Source organism: bacterium Scap17, from assembly GCA_013376735.1.
GTDB lineage: Bacteria > Pseudomonadota > Gammaproteobacteria > Pseudomonadales > Halomonadaceae > Cobetia.
Genome location: VINJ01000001.1, coordinates 522021 through 540966, shown reverse-complemented (window position 1 = coordinate 540966; position 18946 = coordinate 522021). Strand labels below are relative to the sequence as shown.

14 protein-coding genes and 1 tRNA gene are annotated in these 18946 nt (G+C 63.3%); 11 read left to right on the top strand and 4 right to left on the bottom strand.

The annotated features are described in order from the left end of the window. Positions 1 to 450: 450 nt before the first annotated feature. Complete coding sequence (locus FLM52_02415) at positions 451 to 813, bottom strand: hypothetical protein (protein NVN54658.1); 363 nt, start codon at positions 811 to 813, stop codon at positions 451 to 453. Positions 814 to 1483: 670 nt separating this feature from the next. On the opposite strand from FLM52_02415, the gene FLM52_02410 reads away from it, so the two are divergent. Beyond that, positions 1484 to 2041: a PRC-barrel domain containing protein gene (locus FLM52_02410; GenBank protein NVN54657.1), complete on the top strand. Its 558-nt coding sequence runs from the start codon at positions 1484 to 1486 to the stop codon at positions 2039 to 2041. A 63-nt stretch (positions 2042 to 2104) separates the two neighbouring features. Continuing rightward, positions 2105 to 2293, top strand: coding sequence for a hypothetical protein (locus FLM52_02405; protein ID NVN54656.1), 189 nt, complete (start codon positions 2105 to 2107; stop codon positions 2291 to 2293). Positions 2294 to 2318: 25 nt separating this feature from the next. Here the strand turns inward: FLM52_02405 and FLM52_02400 are convergent. Next, positions 2319 to 2395, bottom strand: a tRNA-Met gene (locus FLM52_02400). Positions 2396 to 2648: 253 nt separating this feature from the next. Here FLM52_02400 and FLM52_02395 point away from each other — a divergent pair. From FLM52_02395 to fhuB, 9 genes are all read left to right on the top strand, one after another. Continuing rightward, entirely contained in the window at positions 2649 to 3353 is a 705-nt protein-coding gene (locus FLM52_02395; protein ID NVN54655.1) for a hypothetical protein, read from the top strand. Positions 3354 to 3657: 304 nt separating this feature from the next. Further along, on the top strand, positions 3658 to 5748 hold the full coding sequence (locus FLM52_02390) for a TonB-dependent siderophore receptor (protein ID NVN54654.1): 2091 nt from the start codon (positions 3658 to 3660) through the stop codon (positions 5746 to 5748). A gap of 494 nt (positions 5749 to 6242) precedes the next feature. Continuing rightward, a complete protein-coding gene (locus tag FLM52_02385; GenBank protein NVN54653.1) occupies positions 6243 to 7811 on the top strand; it encodes an aspartate aminotransferase family protein in 1569 nt (522 codons plus the stop codon). Then, positions 7804 to 9375, top strand: coding sequence for an alcaligin biosynthesis protein (locus FLM52_02380; protein ID NVN54652.1), 1572 nt, complete (start codon positions 7804 to 7806; stop codon positions 9373 to 9375). Before FLM52_02385 ends, FLM52_02380 begins: the two co-directional genes overlap by 8 nt. 275 nt (positions 9376 to 9650) lie before the next feature. Beyond that, positions 9651 to 12104, top strand: coding sequence for a GNAT family N-acetyltransferase (locus FLM52_02375; GenBank protein NVN54651.1), 2454 nt, complete (start codon positions 9651 to 9653; stop codon positions 12102 to 12104). A 228-nt stretch (positions 12105 to 12332) separates the two neighbouring features. Continuing rightward, complete coding sequence (locus FLM52_02370; GenBank protein NVN54650.1) at positions 12333 to 13103, top strand: RNA polymerase sigma factor; 771 nt, start codon at positions 12333 to 12335, stop codon at positions 13101 to 13103. 99 nt (positions 13104 to 13202) lie between these two features. Then, positions 13203 to 13970, top strand: coding sequence for an ATP-binding cassette domain-containing protein (locus FLM52_02365; GenBank protein ID NVN54649.1), 768 nt, complete (start codon positions 13203 to 13205; stop codon positions 13968 to 13970). Next, positions 13967 to 14923 (top strand): ABC transporter substrate-binding protein, encoded by a 957-nt coding sequence (locus FLM52_02360; protein NVN54648.1) that lies wholly within the window; start codon positions 13967 to 13969, stop codon positions 14921 to 14923. The genes FLM52_02365 and FLM52_02360 overlap by 4 nt, the downstream gene beginning before the upstream one ends. A 7-nt stretch (positions 14924 to 14930) precedes the next feature. Beyond that, positions 14931 to 17033, top strand: coding sequence for a Fe(3+)-hydroxamate ABC transporter permease FhuB (gene fhuB / locus FLM52_02355; protein ID NVN54647.1), 2103 nt, complete (start codon positions 14931 to 14933; stop codon positions 17031 to 17033). Positions 17034 to 17161: 128 nt separating this feature from the next. On the opposite strand, the gene purU is transcribed toward fhuB, so the two are convergent. Together purU and soxG are read right to left on the bottom strand one after the other, a co-directional pair. Further along, on the bottom strand, positions 17162 to 18037 hold the full coding sequence (gene purU, locus FLM52_02350) for a formyltetrahydrofolate deformylase (GenBank protein NVN54646.1): 876 nt from the start codon (positions 18035 to 18037) through the stop codon (positions 17162 to 17164). A 219-nt stretch (positions 18038 to 18256) separates the two neighbouring features. Then, entirely contained in the window at positions 18257 to 18895 is a 639-nt protein-coding gene (gene soxG / locus FLM52_02345; protein ID NVN54645.1) for a sarcosine oxidase subunit gamma family protein, read from the bottom strand. Positions 18896 to 18946: the final 51 nt, after the last annotated feature.

Here is an 18946-nt window from a genome sequence, read left to right as displayed (position 1 = left end):
ACGGCTGCGAAAGCTATCGCACAGAGCGCGAAACACTCTTCATGGCCGCGCGACCGGCAAGAGTCTGACAGCACTATCTTACAGTCTGATAACACCTCGCGAATGACGCAGATCAAACGCATACCAGATCAAGGAATGTCTGCCACACCACTCTTCGGACGGGCGTAAGACGGGTATTGATGGGCTTGAGCCCAAAAAAATCCCGACCAAAGGCCGGGAAAACACTCTCAGGCAGAACACGACCTATCGCGGAAGCAACGCGGCTCGTCGCAGGTCAACCAGGACGCTGAACAGTCGTCAGCGGTATCACGGAAATCTCTACTCAACCTACAGTGCCAGACGTCAAGTCTCGATTGACCGAGACAGAACGACAAACTGCTGACACTGGGGTAAAAAACTCTTGTGCGCCCTCACGAACACTGGCGAACACTGGCCTTGCAGGCACTTGCTTCAGGTCGGGGCGTCCAACTGCTGGACCACCTTCTGCGCCATAAGAGCCGGGTCAATCGCAGCTCGCTTGCGTGCACTGACTTCAAGGCGATCACGCAACATGAACCAGACACCCAGAAACTCATCACATTCGGCACAACTGACGATGTCATCATCTGCCGGGGAATCTTCGAGGTGAACCCGGTTGCTGCCACAGCGTGAACACTCCATGGGAACCTTGCGTACTGTGTTCATCTCGATGCCCTCCATTGGATCCATGATGAAAAACATGTGCTCGAAACCGGTGGAGCGGGCGGCATGACGATGTGAAAATTTGCGGCAACCTGACAGGGGATTGAAAAAGCGGCTCTGCAGCTCCATCAATGTCGTATCAGGAAATCTCCCGCCTACCCCGCCGTGCTTCGACAAATACAAAGTTAGACACTTACAAGTATTTGTACAAGTTTTAACGCGTATCAAAACGTAACTGTACAGCTAGCGTAGAGGAATTGGCAGGCATTTACGTGTGCGCTGATCAAGCGTTTACCTCTCACCATGTGCCCGCTGTGGCATGATAGCGCCCCACAGAAACTGTGTAACACTTCGCTACAAAAAGCCTCATCTGACGTGTAAAACATCTTGCTCCACTCTTCAGGAAGCCAGCCAGCGAGCAGAAAAGCCTCGAAAACGCACTGATTTCGGCACAAACAGATGTCTTTTTCGACTTTTTGCATCGTACAGAGCGGACCTTGCCCCCCCCCTTCAGCACCTCACCTCTCTGCTCGCATCCTCCACTCGCCCCCTTCATCAGGCCCCTGCTGACAGTGTGCGGGCGCCCTATTCGTGACAGGTACAGGGCTCCATTACACCTTGCATGTGACAGACAGAGAAATTCTCGTACAAGTTTTTCTTTCACCCCCTTGAAACTTGTCGGTCTCGTCAGGATCTCAGTGGGTAAGGTCATGGTTCTGGCGAATCATTTGCGCCACGAGCGAGAAGGAAGCGCTCGATGGACCAGACCAGAAGTACCGATTCAACACGCAAGGAGTACTGCATGAGCAAGCTGAACCGTAAACAGATTCTGGGTGCGATCACCGCGACCACGCTGCTGTCCACTACCAGCATGGCCATGGCCAGTCCGCAGGGGCTCTACTCCGCAGATGAATTGATGGATGCCGATGTCTACCTTCACAACGATGACAGCAATGCGGTCGGTGAAGTCGAGGACATCCTGCTTGACGACAACATGCAGGTTGCCGCTCTGGTCATCGAAAGCGATGACTCCATGGGGCTGGACGAGAACCAGTACGTCGTGGAAACGGGCAAGTTCACCCTCGAGACCGAGCAGGGCGATGATCCGGACGCCCTGGAATACCGCATCCACCTCGACATGGATATGAGCGAGTTCGAGCAGCAGCCGAACTACACCACTGACTGGTGGCAGGACACGCGCAAGAGCGCCGCAGCGGCCTGGGATGAAACCAAGAACACTGCTGCCAGCGCATGGCAGGACACTCGTCAGGCGACTGCCAATGCGCTGACCACCGCCGGCAACGCCATCAGCGGTGCCGCCAATGACACTGAGCAGAAAATGGAAGAAGAGACTCAGTGATAGCGACCCTGCAAGAGATCACCTGAATCGGATGATCCGCATCAATGCAGAGGAAAACGCCTCATGCCCCACGGCATGGGGCTTTCGTGGTTCAGGACCACGAGAAATCACGCCATTGATGCACTGATGGGGGAAGAAGGGAAAGAAGAGAAAGAAAGAAGAGAAAGAACAGCCAGAGAAGCCGGAATGGCAGGCAAAAAAAGCCGCCATTGGCGACTTGTCGGGGCACTGGAGCTTTCGAGCATCAGCTGAATGAAACCCCACTGGAAGGCATGCATGGTGGGCCCAGCAGGACTTGAACCTGCGACCAATCGATTATGAGTCGAGTGCTCTAACCAACTGAGCTATGGGCCCATGCAGCGCGCATATGATAGCGAAAGCATGAGCCTCGGGAAAGCCCGAAAACTCAACAACATAGCGATTTCCCACTCCCGGTTGCGACGCGAGATGTGCGTTGGTCCTCCCCCATCAGCCTTGTTGTCTGCGACGAGTGCCGCGAACCCTTGGCGCCGCCGTCTGTCCAAGGTGCCATTGCAGCATCGAATCTTTTCCAGGCGCTCATGGCGGGCCTCGCCCGATCAAGCCCCTGGCCATCAGGAGTCATGACATGTCATTGCCTTTCTCTCGCTGGACCCGCGCCCTGAGCCGCACGCTTGCGCGCCGCTCGACCGGCCAACCCGCCAGCCGACTCACCGGCACGACCAACGGAGGCCGCTTCAGCGCCCCGATCAAGGCCGCTGCACTGGCCTTCGCCATGAGTGGTATCGGTGTCAGCCTGCCGACCCAGGCCGCCTGGCAGCTGGTACCCGACAGCAGCGGCGCCACCGCGACGCTGACCGCGCAGGGCAGCCAGGGCAACGTGGAGCACGTGCATCACCTCAATGGCCTGAGCGGCACCGTGGGAGATGATGGCAAGATGAGCATTCCCTTGAGCGTCGGACAGACCGATCTGCTCGACAAGGTCGGCGAGCTGCCGCCGTGGCTGTCCGGCGTCAGCCAGATGCGCCTGGCCACGCTGACCCTGAATCTTGACCCGCTGGCCATCGCGGCGCTGGAGCCCGGCCAGACGACGCGCATGCAGGTGCCCTTCTCGGCCACCGATGGCAACCGTACCCACCGCGAGATCCTGCCGCTGAAGGTCACCCGTCAGGATGCCACCCACCTGACCTTCATCAACGCCGACCCAATCTCTCTGGACAGTGCAGAAGTCGCCAGAAATCAGATCGGCAGCACGCTGCTCAACCTGCTGGGCTACGGCAAGCTGGTAGGCGACATTCCCGTCACGCTGCAGGGCGAGATGGTCGACCAGTAACTTTCCGCACAGCGCGTCACCAGAACCGCCCCACGGGGCGGTTTTTTTGTGCCGGTAGCCGCCGAGGATGACGGCCTGCGTCAGCCAACGAGGGCACACCTGACGGCGATGGTCAGCCCTCATGACGCCACGACATAAGATAATGATAAAAATAATTCTCATTCATGGTTCAGAAAGCTGTCATCTGAACGTCTACCCAGAGGATAAAACGACGAACAAGAATCATTCCTATATAAATCATTCCGGATGGAACACCGCGCTCATGAAAGACTCCGCCACACATAAAGCCACTCGCTCCCTGCTGATGACCCTGCCCAGGCACCCTCTGGCACTGGCGATTGGCCTTGGCCTGCCCTTTGCCGGTCAGGCCATGGCGGCCGACCACCGTGAGTCTCAGGACGAGACCCTCGACACCATGACGGTGACCACCACAGCGGCTACCAAGACCGACACCGGCTATCTGGAAACCCCCCAGGCCGTCTCCACCATCACGCGCGACGATATCGACAAGCGCGCCGTCGAAACGGTACAGCGTGCCGCGGATTACACGCCGGGCGTCTTCACCAACCAGATCGGTGCCTCCAACCGCTATGACTATCTGGTACTTCGTGGCTTCTCCGATGGCAGTGTCAGCAACACCTTCCTGGATGGCCTGAAGCTGATGGGTGACTCGGGCTCCTACAGCTCGATGACCATCGACCCCTACTTCCTCGACAGCATCGAGGTGGTGAAAGGGCCGTCCTCCGTCCTCTACGGACGCTCCTCGCCGGGTGGCCTGGTCGCGATGCAGTCCAAGCGCCCCGAGTTCCAGGACTCCGGCCAGGTCCGCTTCACCGTCGGCGATGACAACGAACGCAGCGCAGCCTTCGACCTCACCGGCCCGCTGGATGACGAGCAGCGTATCGCCTACCGCCTGACCGGCCTCGCCAGCGCCGAGGACACCCAGGTCGACTCCGTCGAGGAAGAGCGATACGCCTTCTCGCCGCAGATCACCATGGATGTCACCGACGACACCACCGTCACCCTGATGGGCTACTTCCAGAAGGACCCGGAAGGCGGTTACCACTCAGGCCTGCCCTATGAAGGCACAGTGGTCAGCTACAACGGCACCAAGCTCGGCAACGACTTCTACGAAGGTGACGAAGACTACGAGGAATTCGATCGCACCGAACGCATGCTCGGTTACGACTTCGAGCACCGCTTCAATGACGCTGTCACCGCACGCCAGAAATTCCGCTATCTGCGTTCCGATGTGGACCTCGAGCAGGTCTACGCCTATGGCTGGGCCTCGGACACCGAGCTGACCCGCTACTACTCCGGCGGCGAGGAAAGCCTGCGCGCCTGGACCGTCGACAACCAGCTGGAAAGCCGCTTCTCCACCGGCGCCTTCGATCACACCCTGCTGTTCGGCGCCGACTATCAGACCCGCACCAATGACGTGGACTGGGAATACGGCACCGCCAGCACGCTGGATGTCTCCGGCAGCAGCGATGCCGATGTCTCCATTTATGCCACCGAGAACCAGAAGCGTGAGCTGGACCAGACCGGTGTCTACCTGCAGGACCAGATCAGCTGGGGTCGCTGGAACCTGGCCGCCGGCCTGCGTCAGGACTGGGTCAACATCAAGAACACCGATCGTGACTACAACACCACCAGCGAGCTGAACGACAACGAGATGAGCGGCCGCATCGGCCTGATCTACGGCTTCGACAACGGCATCTCGCCCTATGTCAGCTACTCCACGTCCTTCTCGCCGAACTCCTACACCGATGAAGACGGCGACCTGCTCGACCCGACCACCGGCAAGCAGGTCGAAGTCGGCATGAAGTACCAGCCCAACGGCACGCGTGATCAGTACAGCGTCTCGCTGTTCCGCATCAATCAGGAAAACGTCGCCTCCAAGGACCCGGAAGACAGCTACTACACCTCCTACGGCGAGATCGAGTCCCAGGGCCTGGAGCTGGAAGCCCGTACCCAGGTGACCCGCGACTTCGCGCTGCAGGCCGGTTACAGCTACACCGACGTGACCTATGCCAAGGCGAAAGATGGCACCGAAGGCAACGATGCCAACCAGGTGCCCAAGCACCAGATCAGCGTCTGGGGTGACTACGCCTTCAATGAAGGCCCGCTCACGGGCCTGAATGCCGGCCTCGGCGTGCGCTACTACGCCGACATGTGGGCGGATTCCGAGAACACCGAGAAGGTGCCGAACTACGCACTGGTCGATGCCCTGGTCGGCTACGACCTGAGCCAGATCGGCTGGAGCGGCACCAGCGTACAGCTCAACGTCAGCAACCTGTTCGACAAGGAATACATCGCGTCCTGCTACAACACCAGCTTCTGCTACTACGGTGCCGAGCGCAGCATGACCGCGACCCTGACCTATGATTTCTGATCCCGACACCTCCGCAGTCCGTCGATTCTGAATCGATCCGCAAGACCCGCCGGCGGCAAGGATGTCGCCGGCACCATCGCCCTGAACCACTCATCGTCTGACACATCTGGCATGCAGGCACCTCTGACATCGCACTCGCACTCTGCGCTTACGATGTCGAATCACGTGATACCGATGCCCACGGCTCGCGTGATTGACGTGACGACTACATCGCCAACAATTCCACCACCACCAACAACAACGACCGCAAACGCGGCACTTGATGAATGTCCTGACTGGTCCTCGCACCTGAGCCATCTGTCCCAGCTGGCTGCGAGTCTCTTCCAAGTCTTTATCTGCGAACATTCGCATAAGGTTATGTAATGCACAGCCTTCAAGATTCCGCCGCCACCTACGGCGCTGCCGCAGGATCCTCCGCGTCTGACACCCAGACCGACGTCTGTGCGGGCGCTCTGTCCCGCTCGCCCAGCGCCGCCCTGTTCTCGCCTGCCAACATGGATGCCTGGCAGACCGGCATGCAGCGCATCAGCACCCTGGTGGCTGAACAGCTCGACAGTGTCCAGCAGCCATTCAGCGGCATCACTCCGGAAGCTCTGCGTCCGGCCTTCGCCGACCTCGATCTCGAGACGCCCCTCGAGAACCTCGAAGCCGGCCTGGAGGAGCTCAAGTCGCTCTACCTGAAGGATGCCGTCTACTTCCATCATCCCCGCTACATCGCACACCTCAACTGCCCGGTCGTGCTGCCCGGCGTGTGGGCCGAGAGTCTGCTGGGTGCGATCAACTCCTCCCTCGACACCTGGGACCAGAGCGCTGGCGGCACCCTGATCGAGCAGCGCCTGATCGACTGGACCACCGAGCGCCTGGGGCTGGGTCCGACTGCCGATGGCATCTTCACCAGCGGCGGCACCCAATCCAACCTGATGGCGCTGCTGCTGGCCCGTGATGCGGTCTGCGAGAAGCTGCCCAACCACCCCGGCAACCAGACCCACGGCCTGCCGCCGGAAGCCGGGCGCCTGCGCGTCTTCGCCTCCGGCATCAGCCATTTCAGTCTGCAGAAGGCCTGTGCCCTGCTCGGTCTCGGCCACAACGCCGTCGTCCCGGTCGCCGTGGATGAGCGTCGCCGCATGGACCCCGATGCACTGCGGGAAGCGCTGGACAAGGCCCGCGCCGAAGGCCTGATCCCGATGGCCGTCGTCGCCACCGCAGGCACCACCGACTTCGGCAGCATCGACCCGCTGGAGGCCATCGGCCGCGAATGCCATGCACGTGGCATCTGGTTCCATGTCGATGGCGCCTACGGCGGCGGCCTGATCACCTCGCGTCGTCACGGACACTGGCTCAAGGGCACCGAGATGGCGGACTCCGTCACCATCGATTACCACAAGACCTTCTTTCAGCCGGTCAGCTGCAGCGCCTGCGTGGTGCGTGACCGCACCCAGCTGCGCCACGTCACCTATCACGCCGACTACCTCAACCCGGAACTTCAGGCCCGTGAAGGCACGCCGGATCAGGTCAACAAGAGCCTGCAGACCACGCGTCGTTTTGACGCCCTGAAACTGTGGATGACCCTGCGTCTGATGGGCGCCGATGCGCTGGGCGACATGCTCGATTGCGTAATCGATCTCACCCGCGAGGGCTATCAGCTGCTCGAGGCGGCACCGGACATCGATGTCGCCCAGGCGCCGGAACTCAGCACCCTGGTGTTCCGCTTCCATGATGCCAATGAAGAGACCCTCAGCGCCGAGCAGTGGGATGCCTTGAACCGTGAGATCCGCAAGCGCCTGTCGCGAAGCGGTGAGGCCATCGTCGCCGCCACCAAGGTGTCCGGCCGTCAGTATCTGAAGTTCACCCTGCTCAATCCGGAAACCACCCGCGATGACATCGCCGCGGTGGTCGAACTGATCCGCCAGCACGGCCAGGCGCTGGTCAAGGCGCATCATCTGGCTGCCAGCACCACGGCCCAGGCAAGCCACGCCGCAGCACTGGCCGATGCCCTGGTCGATACCCCGGCCGCCAAACGTCGCAGCCACACCACAGAAGCCAAGGAAAGCCGTCATGCATGACACCTCGACTCCTCACGTCACCGATACCGCTGAAACGCGCAATGAGGTGCTCGACTTCGTCGCCATCGGCATCGGCCCCTTCAACCTCAGCCTTGCCTGTCTGAGCGAGCCGCTGGAAGACGTGAACGGCGTCTTCCTGGAGCGCAAGGCAGAGTTCGACTGGCACCCGGGCATGTTGCTGGAAGATGCCAGCATGCAGACGCCCTTCATGGCGGACATGGTCTCGCTGGCCGACCCGACCAGCCACTTCAGCTTCCTCAACTATCTGAAGCTGCATGACAAGCTCTACAACTTCTACATCCGCGAAGACTTCTTCCTGCTGCGCCGCGAATACAACCAGTACTGCCAGTGGGCGGCGCGCGAGCTGACCAGCCTGCGCTTCGATCACGACGTCCAGGACATCCAGCATGTCGGCGACATCTATGTCGTGCGCGGCACTCGCCCCAGCACCGGCGAAGCCTTCGCCTATCGCGCACGCAAGCTGGTACTGGGCACCGGCACCCAGCCCTACCTGCCGCAAGCCGCCGATGCCGTGCGTGACGTCGTGCCGGTCGCGGGCAGCCGCGTGTGTCACAACGCCCACTATCTGGCGCGCAAGGACGAGCTCACCTCCCAGCCGGCCATCACCATCATCGGCTCCGGCCAGAGCGCCGCCGAGATCTATCTCGACCTGCTGCGCGAGATCGATCAGCACAGCTACCAGCTCAACTGGATCACGCGCTCGCCGCGCTTCTTCCCGCTGGAGTACGGCAAGCTGACGCTTGAGATGACCTCGCCGGATTACATCGATTACTTCCACGCCCTGCCGCGTGAACAGCGCAACACCCTGCTGGCGACCCAGAAGGGTCTCTACAAGGGCATCAATCTCGAGCTGATCGACGAGATCTACGACACCCTCTACGCCAAGCAGCTGCAAGGCGTGGTGCCCACCACCCTGATGACCAATACCGAACTGACCTCGCTGAACAAGGAAGGAGCCGACGGCGACTTCACGCTGGGGCTCTATCAGCGCGAACAGCAGCAGGCCTGGCGTCATGACACCAGCGCCGTGGTACTGGCCACGGGCTATCAGTACGTGGCGCCACCCTTCCTGCGCAGCATCGAGTCGCGCATTCGTCGTGACGAGGAAGGCCGCTACGCCGTCGGTCGCTTCTACGCTGTCGACACGCAGAGCACCGCCGATACCGACGGCAACGAGGGCGATCAATCGCCGTTCGCCGGCGAGATCTTCGTCCAGAACGCCGAGCTGCATACCCACTCGCTGGCCGCGCCGGACCTGGGCATGGCCTGCTATCGCAACAGCTGCATCCTGCGCGCCATCACCGGGCGTGAGGTCTATACCATCGAGCGCCGCATCGCCTTCCAGAGCTTCGGCGCGCCCGGCTCTGAAAAGGGCTGTGGCAATGGCTTCACACCGCTGCCCGCCGCACACCTGCCCTACGGCGAGACGGATATCCATGCCGGCACGTCCGCCACCGGCACGTCCGCCACCGGTACGTCCGCTACCGCCACCACCGACACGACTCACACCGCTGCACCGCAACACCGGGAGACCACCGCATGAACATGCCAGTCGACATCACCAGCGCCGCAAGCGCCGAACAGTCCAGCAGCGCGGCAAGTTCTCACAGTGCAGCGACACCGTCACAGCAGGTGTTCGGAACGACATCGCTCGCCGCGCCGGCACCGCTCGATCTGCTCAGCCCGGCACCGGGAACGCGCTTCACCCGCCGCGCGGTGGAGCTGGAGCAAGCCCAGGCGCGCCTGCGCAAGCCCCAGGATGACAGCGCCAGCGAGCGCGCCGAATTCGCGCTGCGCCCGCTGGATCTCGCCGCCGACATGGCGCTGGTGGATGAGTGGACCAGCGGCGAACGCGCCAGCTTCTGGGGCATGAGTGATGACCTCATCACCACCAAGTACGACTTCTATCAGGGCCTGGAAGACAGCCAGCATGCCCAGGGCTGGGTCGGTCTCTACAACGACCAGCCAGCGTTTCTGGTCGAACTCTATGACCCGGCACACGACCCGCTCGGCAAGCATTACAGTGTGCAGCCCGGCGACTTCGGCATGCACTTCCTCGTCGCGCCGCGCAGCGAGGACCAGGCCCCCATCAGCGGCTTCTCGCGTGCGGTGATCGAGACGATCATGGCGATGGTCTTCGCCGGCCAGTTCCGTGACGAGCATGCCGCTGAAGGGAAAAAAGATGAAGGGCAAGAGGCAGTACGTCCCGTGTCCCGCGTGGTGGTGGAGCCGGACAGCCGCAATCGCGCCATTCATCCACTGAATGCCGCGGTGGGCTTCGTCGATCATGGCCCGCTGGATCTCGACGGCAAGCCGGCCCGCCTGTGCTTCTGCACCCCGCAGGACTTCCGCGCCGCTCTGGCCACCCGCAGCCCGCGCTTGGGCAGCGGCGTGACCGCCAACCCGGCCGCGGCCAGCCAGCATCTCACCGGGCCGGACTGGCAGCAGGCCAATCGCCTGCTGGTGCGCAAGGCGCTAGCCGAATTCAGTCACGAGCGTCTTATCCACCCGCGATGCGCCGATGACTGTGGCACCCGCACCGCCTGCCAGAGTCATGACAACTGGCATCACTTCCGCCTGCCGCTGGCCGAGTCCGCAAGTGACAAGGCGCCCGTCAGCCGCCGAGCGGTGGAATATCGCTTCGTGGCGCGACGTTTCCAGCTCGATCACTGGCTGATCGATGCCGCCTCCATCCAGCGTCTGGATGCCGACGGCAACTCCCTGCCACTGGACGCGCGTGAGCTGATTCTGGAACTCAACGATGTGCTGGAGATTCCGCCGCGTCTGCTGCCGGTCTATCTCGAGGAGGTCAGCGCCACGCTTGCCTCCAGCGCCTGGAAGATGCAGCGCGCCGTGCGCGAGAACCAGTCCGCCCGCGTGCTGGCCGGTGCCTCCTTCCAGACCCTGGAATCGGCAATGAGCGAAGGCCATCCGTGCTTCGTCGCCAACAATGGCCGCATGGGCTTCGATGCGCTGGACTATCGCGCCTACGCGCCGGAAGCCGCTCAGCCCTTCGCGCTGGTGTGGATCGCCGTGCATCGCGACAACGCGCACTACTCCGCCGTGGATGGTCTCGATCCGCGCCGTCTGCTGGAAGAGGAACTGGGTCAGGCCGAACTGGCCCGCCTGGAGGATCAACTGACGGCCAAGGGCCTCGATGCCGCCGATTATCTGATGATGCCGGTGCACCCATGGCAGTGGAATCACAAGCTGGCGATCACCTTCGCCGCCGAGATCTCAAGCCAGCGCATCGTCTGTCTGGGGCTAGGGGAGGACCGCTATCAGGCCCAGCAGTCGATCCGCACGCTCTACAACCGCAATCAGCCGAACCGCCGCTATGTAAAGGTGGCGCTATCGATCCTCAACATGGGCTTCATGCGCGGTTTGTCGCCCTATTACATGCGCGCCACTCCGGTCATCAATCAATGGCTTAAGGGCCTGATCGATTCGGACCCGTCCTTCGAACAGTGGGGCTTCCGCCTGCTGCGTGAAGTCGCAGCCATCGGCTATCGCGATGATGTGCTGGAAGACGCCGACCCGGCGGCTGTCGGCTATCGCAAGATGCTGGCCAGCCTGTGGCGCGAGAGCCCGGAAGACGTCAAGGATGAAGGCGAGCGCCTGATGACCATGGCGGCGCTGCTGCACGTCGACAATGACGAGAAGGCCTTGCTGCCGGCGCTGATCGAGCGTTCCGGCATCGGCGCCGAAGCATGGATCGACAAATGGCTGACGGCCTACATGACGCCGCTGCTGCACTGCTATTTCAAGCACGACCTGGTGTTCATGCCGCATGGCGAGAACCTGATCATGCGTCTGCGCGATGGCGTGCCGTGTGGTGCACTGATGAAGGACATCGCCGAGGAAGCGGCGCTGTTCGCCACCGATGAGACCCGTGCACTCGAATTGCCGGCAGGGGTCGAGCGGCTGGTGGTCGAGGTGCCGGAACCGATCCGCATCCTGTCACTGCTCACCGACGTCTTCGACTGCATCTTCCGCTTCGCGGTGCCGCTGCTGGTGCGCGAGCAGGTGATGACGGAGGAGGCCTTCTGGTCTCGCGTCGCGGCTTGCATCCACGACTACCAGGATGCCCATCCGGAGATGGCCGACAAGTTCGCGCGCCATGACCTGTTCGCACCGCGCTTCACGCTGTCATGCCTCAACCGCCTGCAGCTGCGCAATAACCAGCAGATGGTCGATCTCACCGATCCGTCCGGCGCCCTGCAGCTCAAGGGCGAGCTGGACAACCCCATCGCGGCCTTCGCCCGCCGCTGAGCGCTGACGGCGAGCCAGGCAGTGTCAGCACGCCAGGCAGTGACCCAGCGTCTCGGGCCGTACACCTGAAACGCCCTGTCACTGCCGGGTGATATCAAGCAGCACCGGGACCGCCCTCGTCATGCACAGGGGCGGTCCTTGGGGTGCCTGACAAGCAAGTATTGATAATGATTCGTAACAACAATACCATTGGCTTTCCATCACGACATATCTCATTGCGAGCCGTGGATGCCCTCTCACGCCAAGCCCCCAGTTCGGACTCATCGCGACACGGATGATCGAACGCCTGACACACGCGGGCCAGAAGCTGAAACGCCCGCTGAGCTGCAGGCTTGTGCTGCACAGCAATACCGCCACTCGCTGGACCAGCTGTTTGCCGAGAATCGTCACGAACTGACCGGCTTTCTGGTGCGCCAGCTGGGCTCGCATGAGCTGGCGGAAGACATCAGTCATGAGGTCTATCTGCGCCTGCGCCTGACCGGAGAGTGGCCCGCCAACCCGCGCGCCTGGCTGTTTCGCATCGCACGCAACCTGATCATCGATCATCACCGCCACCAGTCCCGCGCACCGGATTTCGAATCGGTGTCCGAGGGTGATGAGCGCGTGGCGGCCGCCCATCTGGACCCGGAGAGGAGCCTGGCGCGCCGCCAGAAGCTGCAGGTCGTCGATGCGGCACTCTCCGAGCTGGCAGGCCATTTTCGCCTCGCCCTGACCTGGTATCGCCTCGAAGGGCTGACCAAGCGCGAGATCGGCGAGCGTCTCGGCGTGTCCGAGCGCATGGCGGGTCGCTACGTCACCCAGGCGCAGCAACACTGCGAAAAGCGTTTGGCCGCGGCGAGCTGTTATCGCAATGAAGTCAGCCACGACTGCGCCGCCTGCCAACAGGGCGACGCGGACTCGCCGCCAGCCGCGCAGGGCATGTCAGCCGCGCCGCCCAGCAAGGCGCGACGACGACGCCGGCGTGATGACGTCCCGATAGCAAGAGCCGATCAGCACTGATGGCCCCGCGGAGCACGGATGGGCGAACGTCTCCGCGTCATGTCGCCCAGAATGAATCGCCCTTAGCCTGACGCCCTGACCACGGATGACGATGCCTTCATGTTCACTCTCGATCACCTGCGCTTTGACCTCGGCGAGCGCTGTCTGCTCAAGACGCAGTCTCTCGATTTCGCCCCCGGCCAGGTGCATGGCCTGATTGGCCACAATGGCTCCGGCAAGTCGACACTGCTCAAGTTGCTGGCGCGCCAGAACACGCCGACCAGTGGCAAGCTGGCGCTGGATGATCGCCCGCTCTCGCAGTTCGGCAGTCGGGAATTCGCGCGCGCTGTGGCCTACCTGCCGCAGCATCTGCCGGCGGCCGAAGCGCTGACCGGCCGCGAACTGGTCGCCTTCGGCCGTTATCCGTGGCACGGCCTGCTCGGGCGTCCCGGACCCAAGGATGAAGAAGCCATCGAGCGCGCCATTGCGCTGACCCACACCGAAGCCTTCGCCAACCAGCAGGTCGATACCCTCTCCGGTGGCGAACGTCAGCGTGTATGGCTGGCCATGCTGCTGGCCCAGGGCAGTCGCTATCTGCTGCTGGACGAGCCGCTGGCGGCGTTGGATATCGCCCATCAGATCGAGGTGATGGAGCTGGTCTCGCATCTGAGTCATACCCTGGGGCTGGGCATCATCATCGTGCTGCACGACATCAATCTGGCAGCGCGTTACTGCGATCGCCTGGTGGCGCTGCACGGCGGCAAGGTACTGGCCGAGGGCGCGCCCGACGAGATGATGACCCCGTCCACGCTCAAGGACATCTATGGCGTCGAGATGCAGGTGATCACCCCGCCGCAGAGCCGGCAGCAGATCGCGGTGCCGCTATGAAGTGGCTGTCGGCACTGATCAGTCTGAGTCTGCTGGCGGTGGGTCCCGCCTGCGCTGCCACGACGGTTGACGACCACGAGGCACCAGTGGGCTTCGTCGATCGTCCCGTCGTGGCGCTGGACTGGACGCTGGCCGAGACCCTGACCGGTATCGGAGTCCGCGCCATGGGCGTGGGGCAGGTGGAAACCTACGCAAGCTGGGTGGATCAACCGGCGCTGCCGCAGGGCACGCGGGATCTTGGCCTGCGCACCCAGCCGAACCTGGAGCAGCTGGCCGCCCTCGCCCCGGACGACATCCTGATCAGCCCGATGCTGGCAAGCCTCGCACCGCGCCTGTCGGCCATCGCGCCGGTCACCAGCATTGCCATCTATACCCCGGATGCCGACACCTGGCAGACACTGGTCACCGCGACGCGCCAGCTGGGCAAGCTGACGCAGCGCGAGCCACAGGCCGAACAGCTGATTCGCCTGAGCACCGCTCGCCTGGCCGGTTACAACGCCGCACTGCGCCAGCAGTCGGCACACGATGGCAAGACGCCGCTGCCGCTGTTGATGGTGCAATTCATGGATGACCGCCATGTGCGCATCTTCGGTGACAACAGCCTGTTCCAGGCCGTGATCGAACGCATGGGCATCGACAATGCCTGGCAAGGCGACACCAACGCCTGGGGCTTCGCCACCGTCAGTCTCGAGAAGCTGGTGACGCTGGAGGGCCGCATGGTGGTGGTGGAACCGCTGCCGCCGGGCGGACGCGAAGCCCTGGCACGCAATGGCCTGTGGCAGGCCATGCCCGGCGTGCGCGAGAACAGTCAGGCCTCGGCACCGCTGTTCCTGCCCCCGGTCTGGAGCTTCGGCGCCCTGCCCTCGGCCAACCGTTTCGCCGAACTGCTCGCCAGCCATCTGATTGACGGCGAGACGGCACCTGAGGGGGAGACCACCGATGGCAACCACTGAGCAGGCCATGAGCACTCGCCCCGCATCAAACCGACACCCGCTGCACCTCACGCCGGGCCGGGCCTGCAGCCTGTTGGCCCTGGCCCTTGTGGTACTGGGCAGCCTCGCGCTCAATCGTGAAGGCCTGAGTCTGATGCAGGGCCTGACCGCACTGTGGGTATCGCCCGACTTCAGTGATGCGGCCAGTCTCGGCCAGTCAGACAGCGCACTGCTCTCCGCCCAGCTGGTGGCACATGTCAGCTGGTGGCCGCGACTGGTCTGCGCGCTGCTGGCCGGGGGCGCGCTGGGCATGGCGGGCGTGCTGATGCAGCAGGTACTGCGCAATCCACTGGCTGCGCCCACCACCCTCGGCGTCGCCAGTGGCGCGAGTCTGGCGATGATGCTGGCGACGCTGTTCGCCCCGGCGCTGATGGCCGGTACTGGCCTTGGAGGTGATGGATTCCAGCTGGGCCGTGAATGGGTCGCGCTGGCCGGCGGTCTTGCCGCCATGGGGCTTGTATTTGCGCTGGCCTGGGCGCGTGGCATGTCGCCGACCGTAGTGGTGCTGGCCGGACTGGTGGTCAATCTCTACATCGGCGCGCTGGGCATGGTGCTGTTGCTGTTCAATCAGGAAGCCCTGCACGGCACCCTGGTATGGGGCGCAGGCTCGCTGGCCCAGAACAGCTGGGATGGCGTGATCACGCTGCTCACCCGCCTGCTGCCGGGCATGTTGCTGGCGATGGTGCTGATGCGTCCGCTGGCAGTGCTGGATCTCGACGAGGCCAATGCCCGAAGCCTGGGCGTCTCGCTGCGCAAGCTGCGTCTGATGAGCCTGGGGCTGGCGGTATTCCTGAGTGCCTGCGTGGTCAGCGTGCTGGGCATCATCGGTTTCATCGGCCTGGCCGCACCGGCATGTGTACGTCTGATGGGCGCGCGCCGCCTGGGGCAGCGCCTGCTGTGGGCACCCTTGTTCGGGGCACTGCTGCTGGCGGTGACGGACCAGGTGGTCGCCAGTCTCGATGGCCTGCTGCCCAACCTGATTCCCACCGGCGCGATGACGGCGGCCCTCGGCGCGCCGCTGCTGCTGTGGCTGATTCCGCGCCTCAAGATGGCCCAGGGGGCTGGCCCCGCCAGTCATCACGGCATGTCCCTGACGCATCGTCACCCCCGCCCCGACCGCCTGCTCGGCTGGCTGCTGGCCGGGGTCTGCGTGGCCCTGATGCTGGCCCTGCTGGTCGGCAATGGCGACGATGGCTGGACTTTGGGCGGTGACATGCTCCAGCAGTTGCTGGCCGGCCAGACCAGCGTGCTGGACTTCCGCCTGCCAAGGGTACTGGCGGCGGCAGGCGCCGGCGTGCTGCTGGCCCTGGCCGGCACCCTGTTGCAGCGCCTGACCAGCAACCCGATGGCCAGCCCCGAGATTCTCGGCATCAGCGGCGGCACCGCCATCGCCCTGATGCTGACGCTGCTGCTGGTCCCGTCGCCGGGGCAACTGACCCTGCTGGGCGCAGGCATCTGCGGGGCGCTGGCCTGTCTGGCGCTGCTGGTGGTGCTCAATCTTCGCAGTGGCTTCATTCCCGAACGCGTGCTGCTGTGCGGGGTGGCGATCACGGCGCTCTACGATGCGGTGCGCGGCATCATCCTTGCCGATGGCGACCCGCGCGGTCAGCAGATTCTGGCCTGGCTGTCCGGCTCCACCTATTACGTGGGCCTCTCCGCGGCGGTCGGCGTGCTCGCGCTGGCGATCATCGCGGTGCTGCTGGTGCGTCCGCTGGCGCGCTGGCTGGATATCCTGCCGCTGGGCATGGCGAGCGCCAGTGCGCTGGGCATCGGCGTGACCCGCGCCCGCCTGGTGCTGCTGGGCGCGGTGGCGGTGCTGACCGCGCTGGCAACCCTGATCGTTGGTCCGCTGTCCTTCGTCGGCCTGCTGGCACCGCATCTGGCACGCCTGCTGGGGCTGAGCCGCGCTCGCGAGCACATGCTCGGCGCGGTGTTGTGCGGCGCTCTGCTGATGGTGCTCGCCGACTGGCTGGGCCGCCAGCTGCTGTCGCCCTACGAGATCCCCGCCGGCCTAATGGCCTCGCTGATCGGCGGCAGCTACTTCCTGTGGAGTCTGCGCAAGTCGAGCTGATGTTCCCTCGATGAGAGGCCTCAAGCCAGACGACACGCAGCCAGAAAACACGAGACCAGAAGACACGAAGCCCGCGATCTCTGATCGCGGGCTTCGTGTTTCAGCGTTTCTCGTTTGGCAATCTGCACTCAGTTGCCGAACACCACCGTGCGCCTGTCATGCAGGAAGACGCGGCGCTCGAGGTGATAACGCACGCCTCGCGACAGGGTCAGGCACTCGATATCACGGCCCTTGGCGATCAGGTCTTCGGGATAGTGGGCATGATCCACCGTCTCGACGCCCTGGGTGATGATCGGCCCTTCATCGAGATCATCATTGATGTAGTGCGCGGTGGCTCCGACCAGCTTGACGCCCTTCTCGTAGGCCTGGTGGTAGGGGCGTGCGCCCTTGAAGCCCGGCAGCAGCGAGTGATGGATGTTGATCGCCCGCCCCGAGAGCTTCTCGCACATGTCGCTCGACAGCACCTGCATGTAACGCGCCAGAATCACCAGCTCGGCGCCGGTGTCCTGCACGATCTGCCACACCTGCGCTTCCTGCTCGGCCTTGGTCTCGGCGGTGATCGGCAGGTGGTGATACGGCAGGCCATGCCACTCGGCCAGCGGTGCCATGTCCGGATGGTTGGAGATGACGGCGGTGATATCCATCGGCAGCTGGCCGATGCGATGCCGATAGAGCAGGTCATTCAAGCAATGGTCCGAGCGCGAGACCATGATGACCACCTTCATGCGCTCATCCGGCGCACTCAGGCTGACGTCCATCTCGAAGTCGGCGGCACGCGTGCCCAGGCCCTGCTCGAAACTCGCGGCATCGAAGCCGTCATCGAGGGCACCGGCCTCGGTCTGCGGACGAAATTCGGCCCGGATGAAGAAGCGCCCCGACAGGCGGTCATCGAAGGAATTGAGCTCGGTGATATAGCAGCCCTGCTCGCGCAGGTAGCGTGTCACGACGTCCACCGTGCCGATGCGGCTGGGACATTGGGCGGTCAGAATCCAGGTATCACGCATACGTAGGTGCCTGTCATGTAAGGATTATCTATTGTTGGAAGCAGCAACGTCAGGGTTGCATTCGAGGCCCTGCGCGACAAACCAATATTATTGAGGCGGGCTTCAGTATTTCTGAAGCCCGCCTCCTGGCCCGGGCGAGGCCCCTGGCGGTTGATTCAGGTCGTGGCGTGCGCCTGCGACAGAGCTCTCTCCAGACACAGACCTTTCCAGATACAGACCTCAGGCCTTGATACAGACCCCGAATTCCTCGCTGGCATCCAGCAGCCAGCGGCCGAGATAGTCGGCGAAGCTCCTGCGCACCACCAGCTCGAATTCGCTCTCGCTGACGCGGCGCAGCACCAGTGTCGCCTTGGCGAACACCGCCGGCACGCCGCGCCCGACCGGGAAGGCACGCGGATGCACATCGGTAGGCGTCGACTTCATCAACACCTGCCGCGCCTGGTCACCGCTCAGCGAGATGACGGTCTGACCACCGCTGACGTTGACCACCTGATAGCGACCGGCCAACGCCTCATGCAGCGCCTTCTCGACAGTGAAGGCTTCCTCGCCGGGCACCAGGATCAGCCACTCATCCGGTGACAGCCACTGAATCGAGCGCCCCCCCTCATTCTGATGGAGAGTCGCCGGCGTCAACGGCAGCGCCAGACCCAGCGCCGCCTCGACACCCTCGGCGAAGCCCGGCTGCGCGGGGTCACCGCGCAGCGTCAGGTGACCGAGAAACGCCTTCTCCTCAAGCACAACGCCGGCATCGCCGTCATCGCGGGCCGTGAACAGATGCGCCAGCGGCGAACGGGCGCACTGAGCGTGAACCTCGGGCATCGGGCGCTGATCGATCACCGATGTCCGGGAACTTGTCATGTCCTGCGGCTGCGCCTCGACGGCGACACCCGCTTGCGGGTCGAGTGTGGT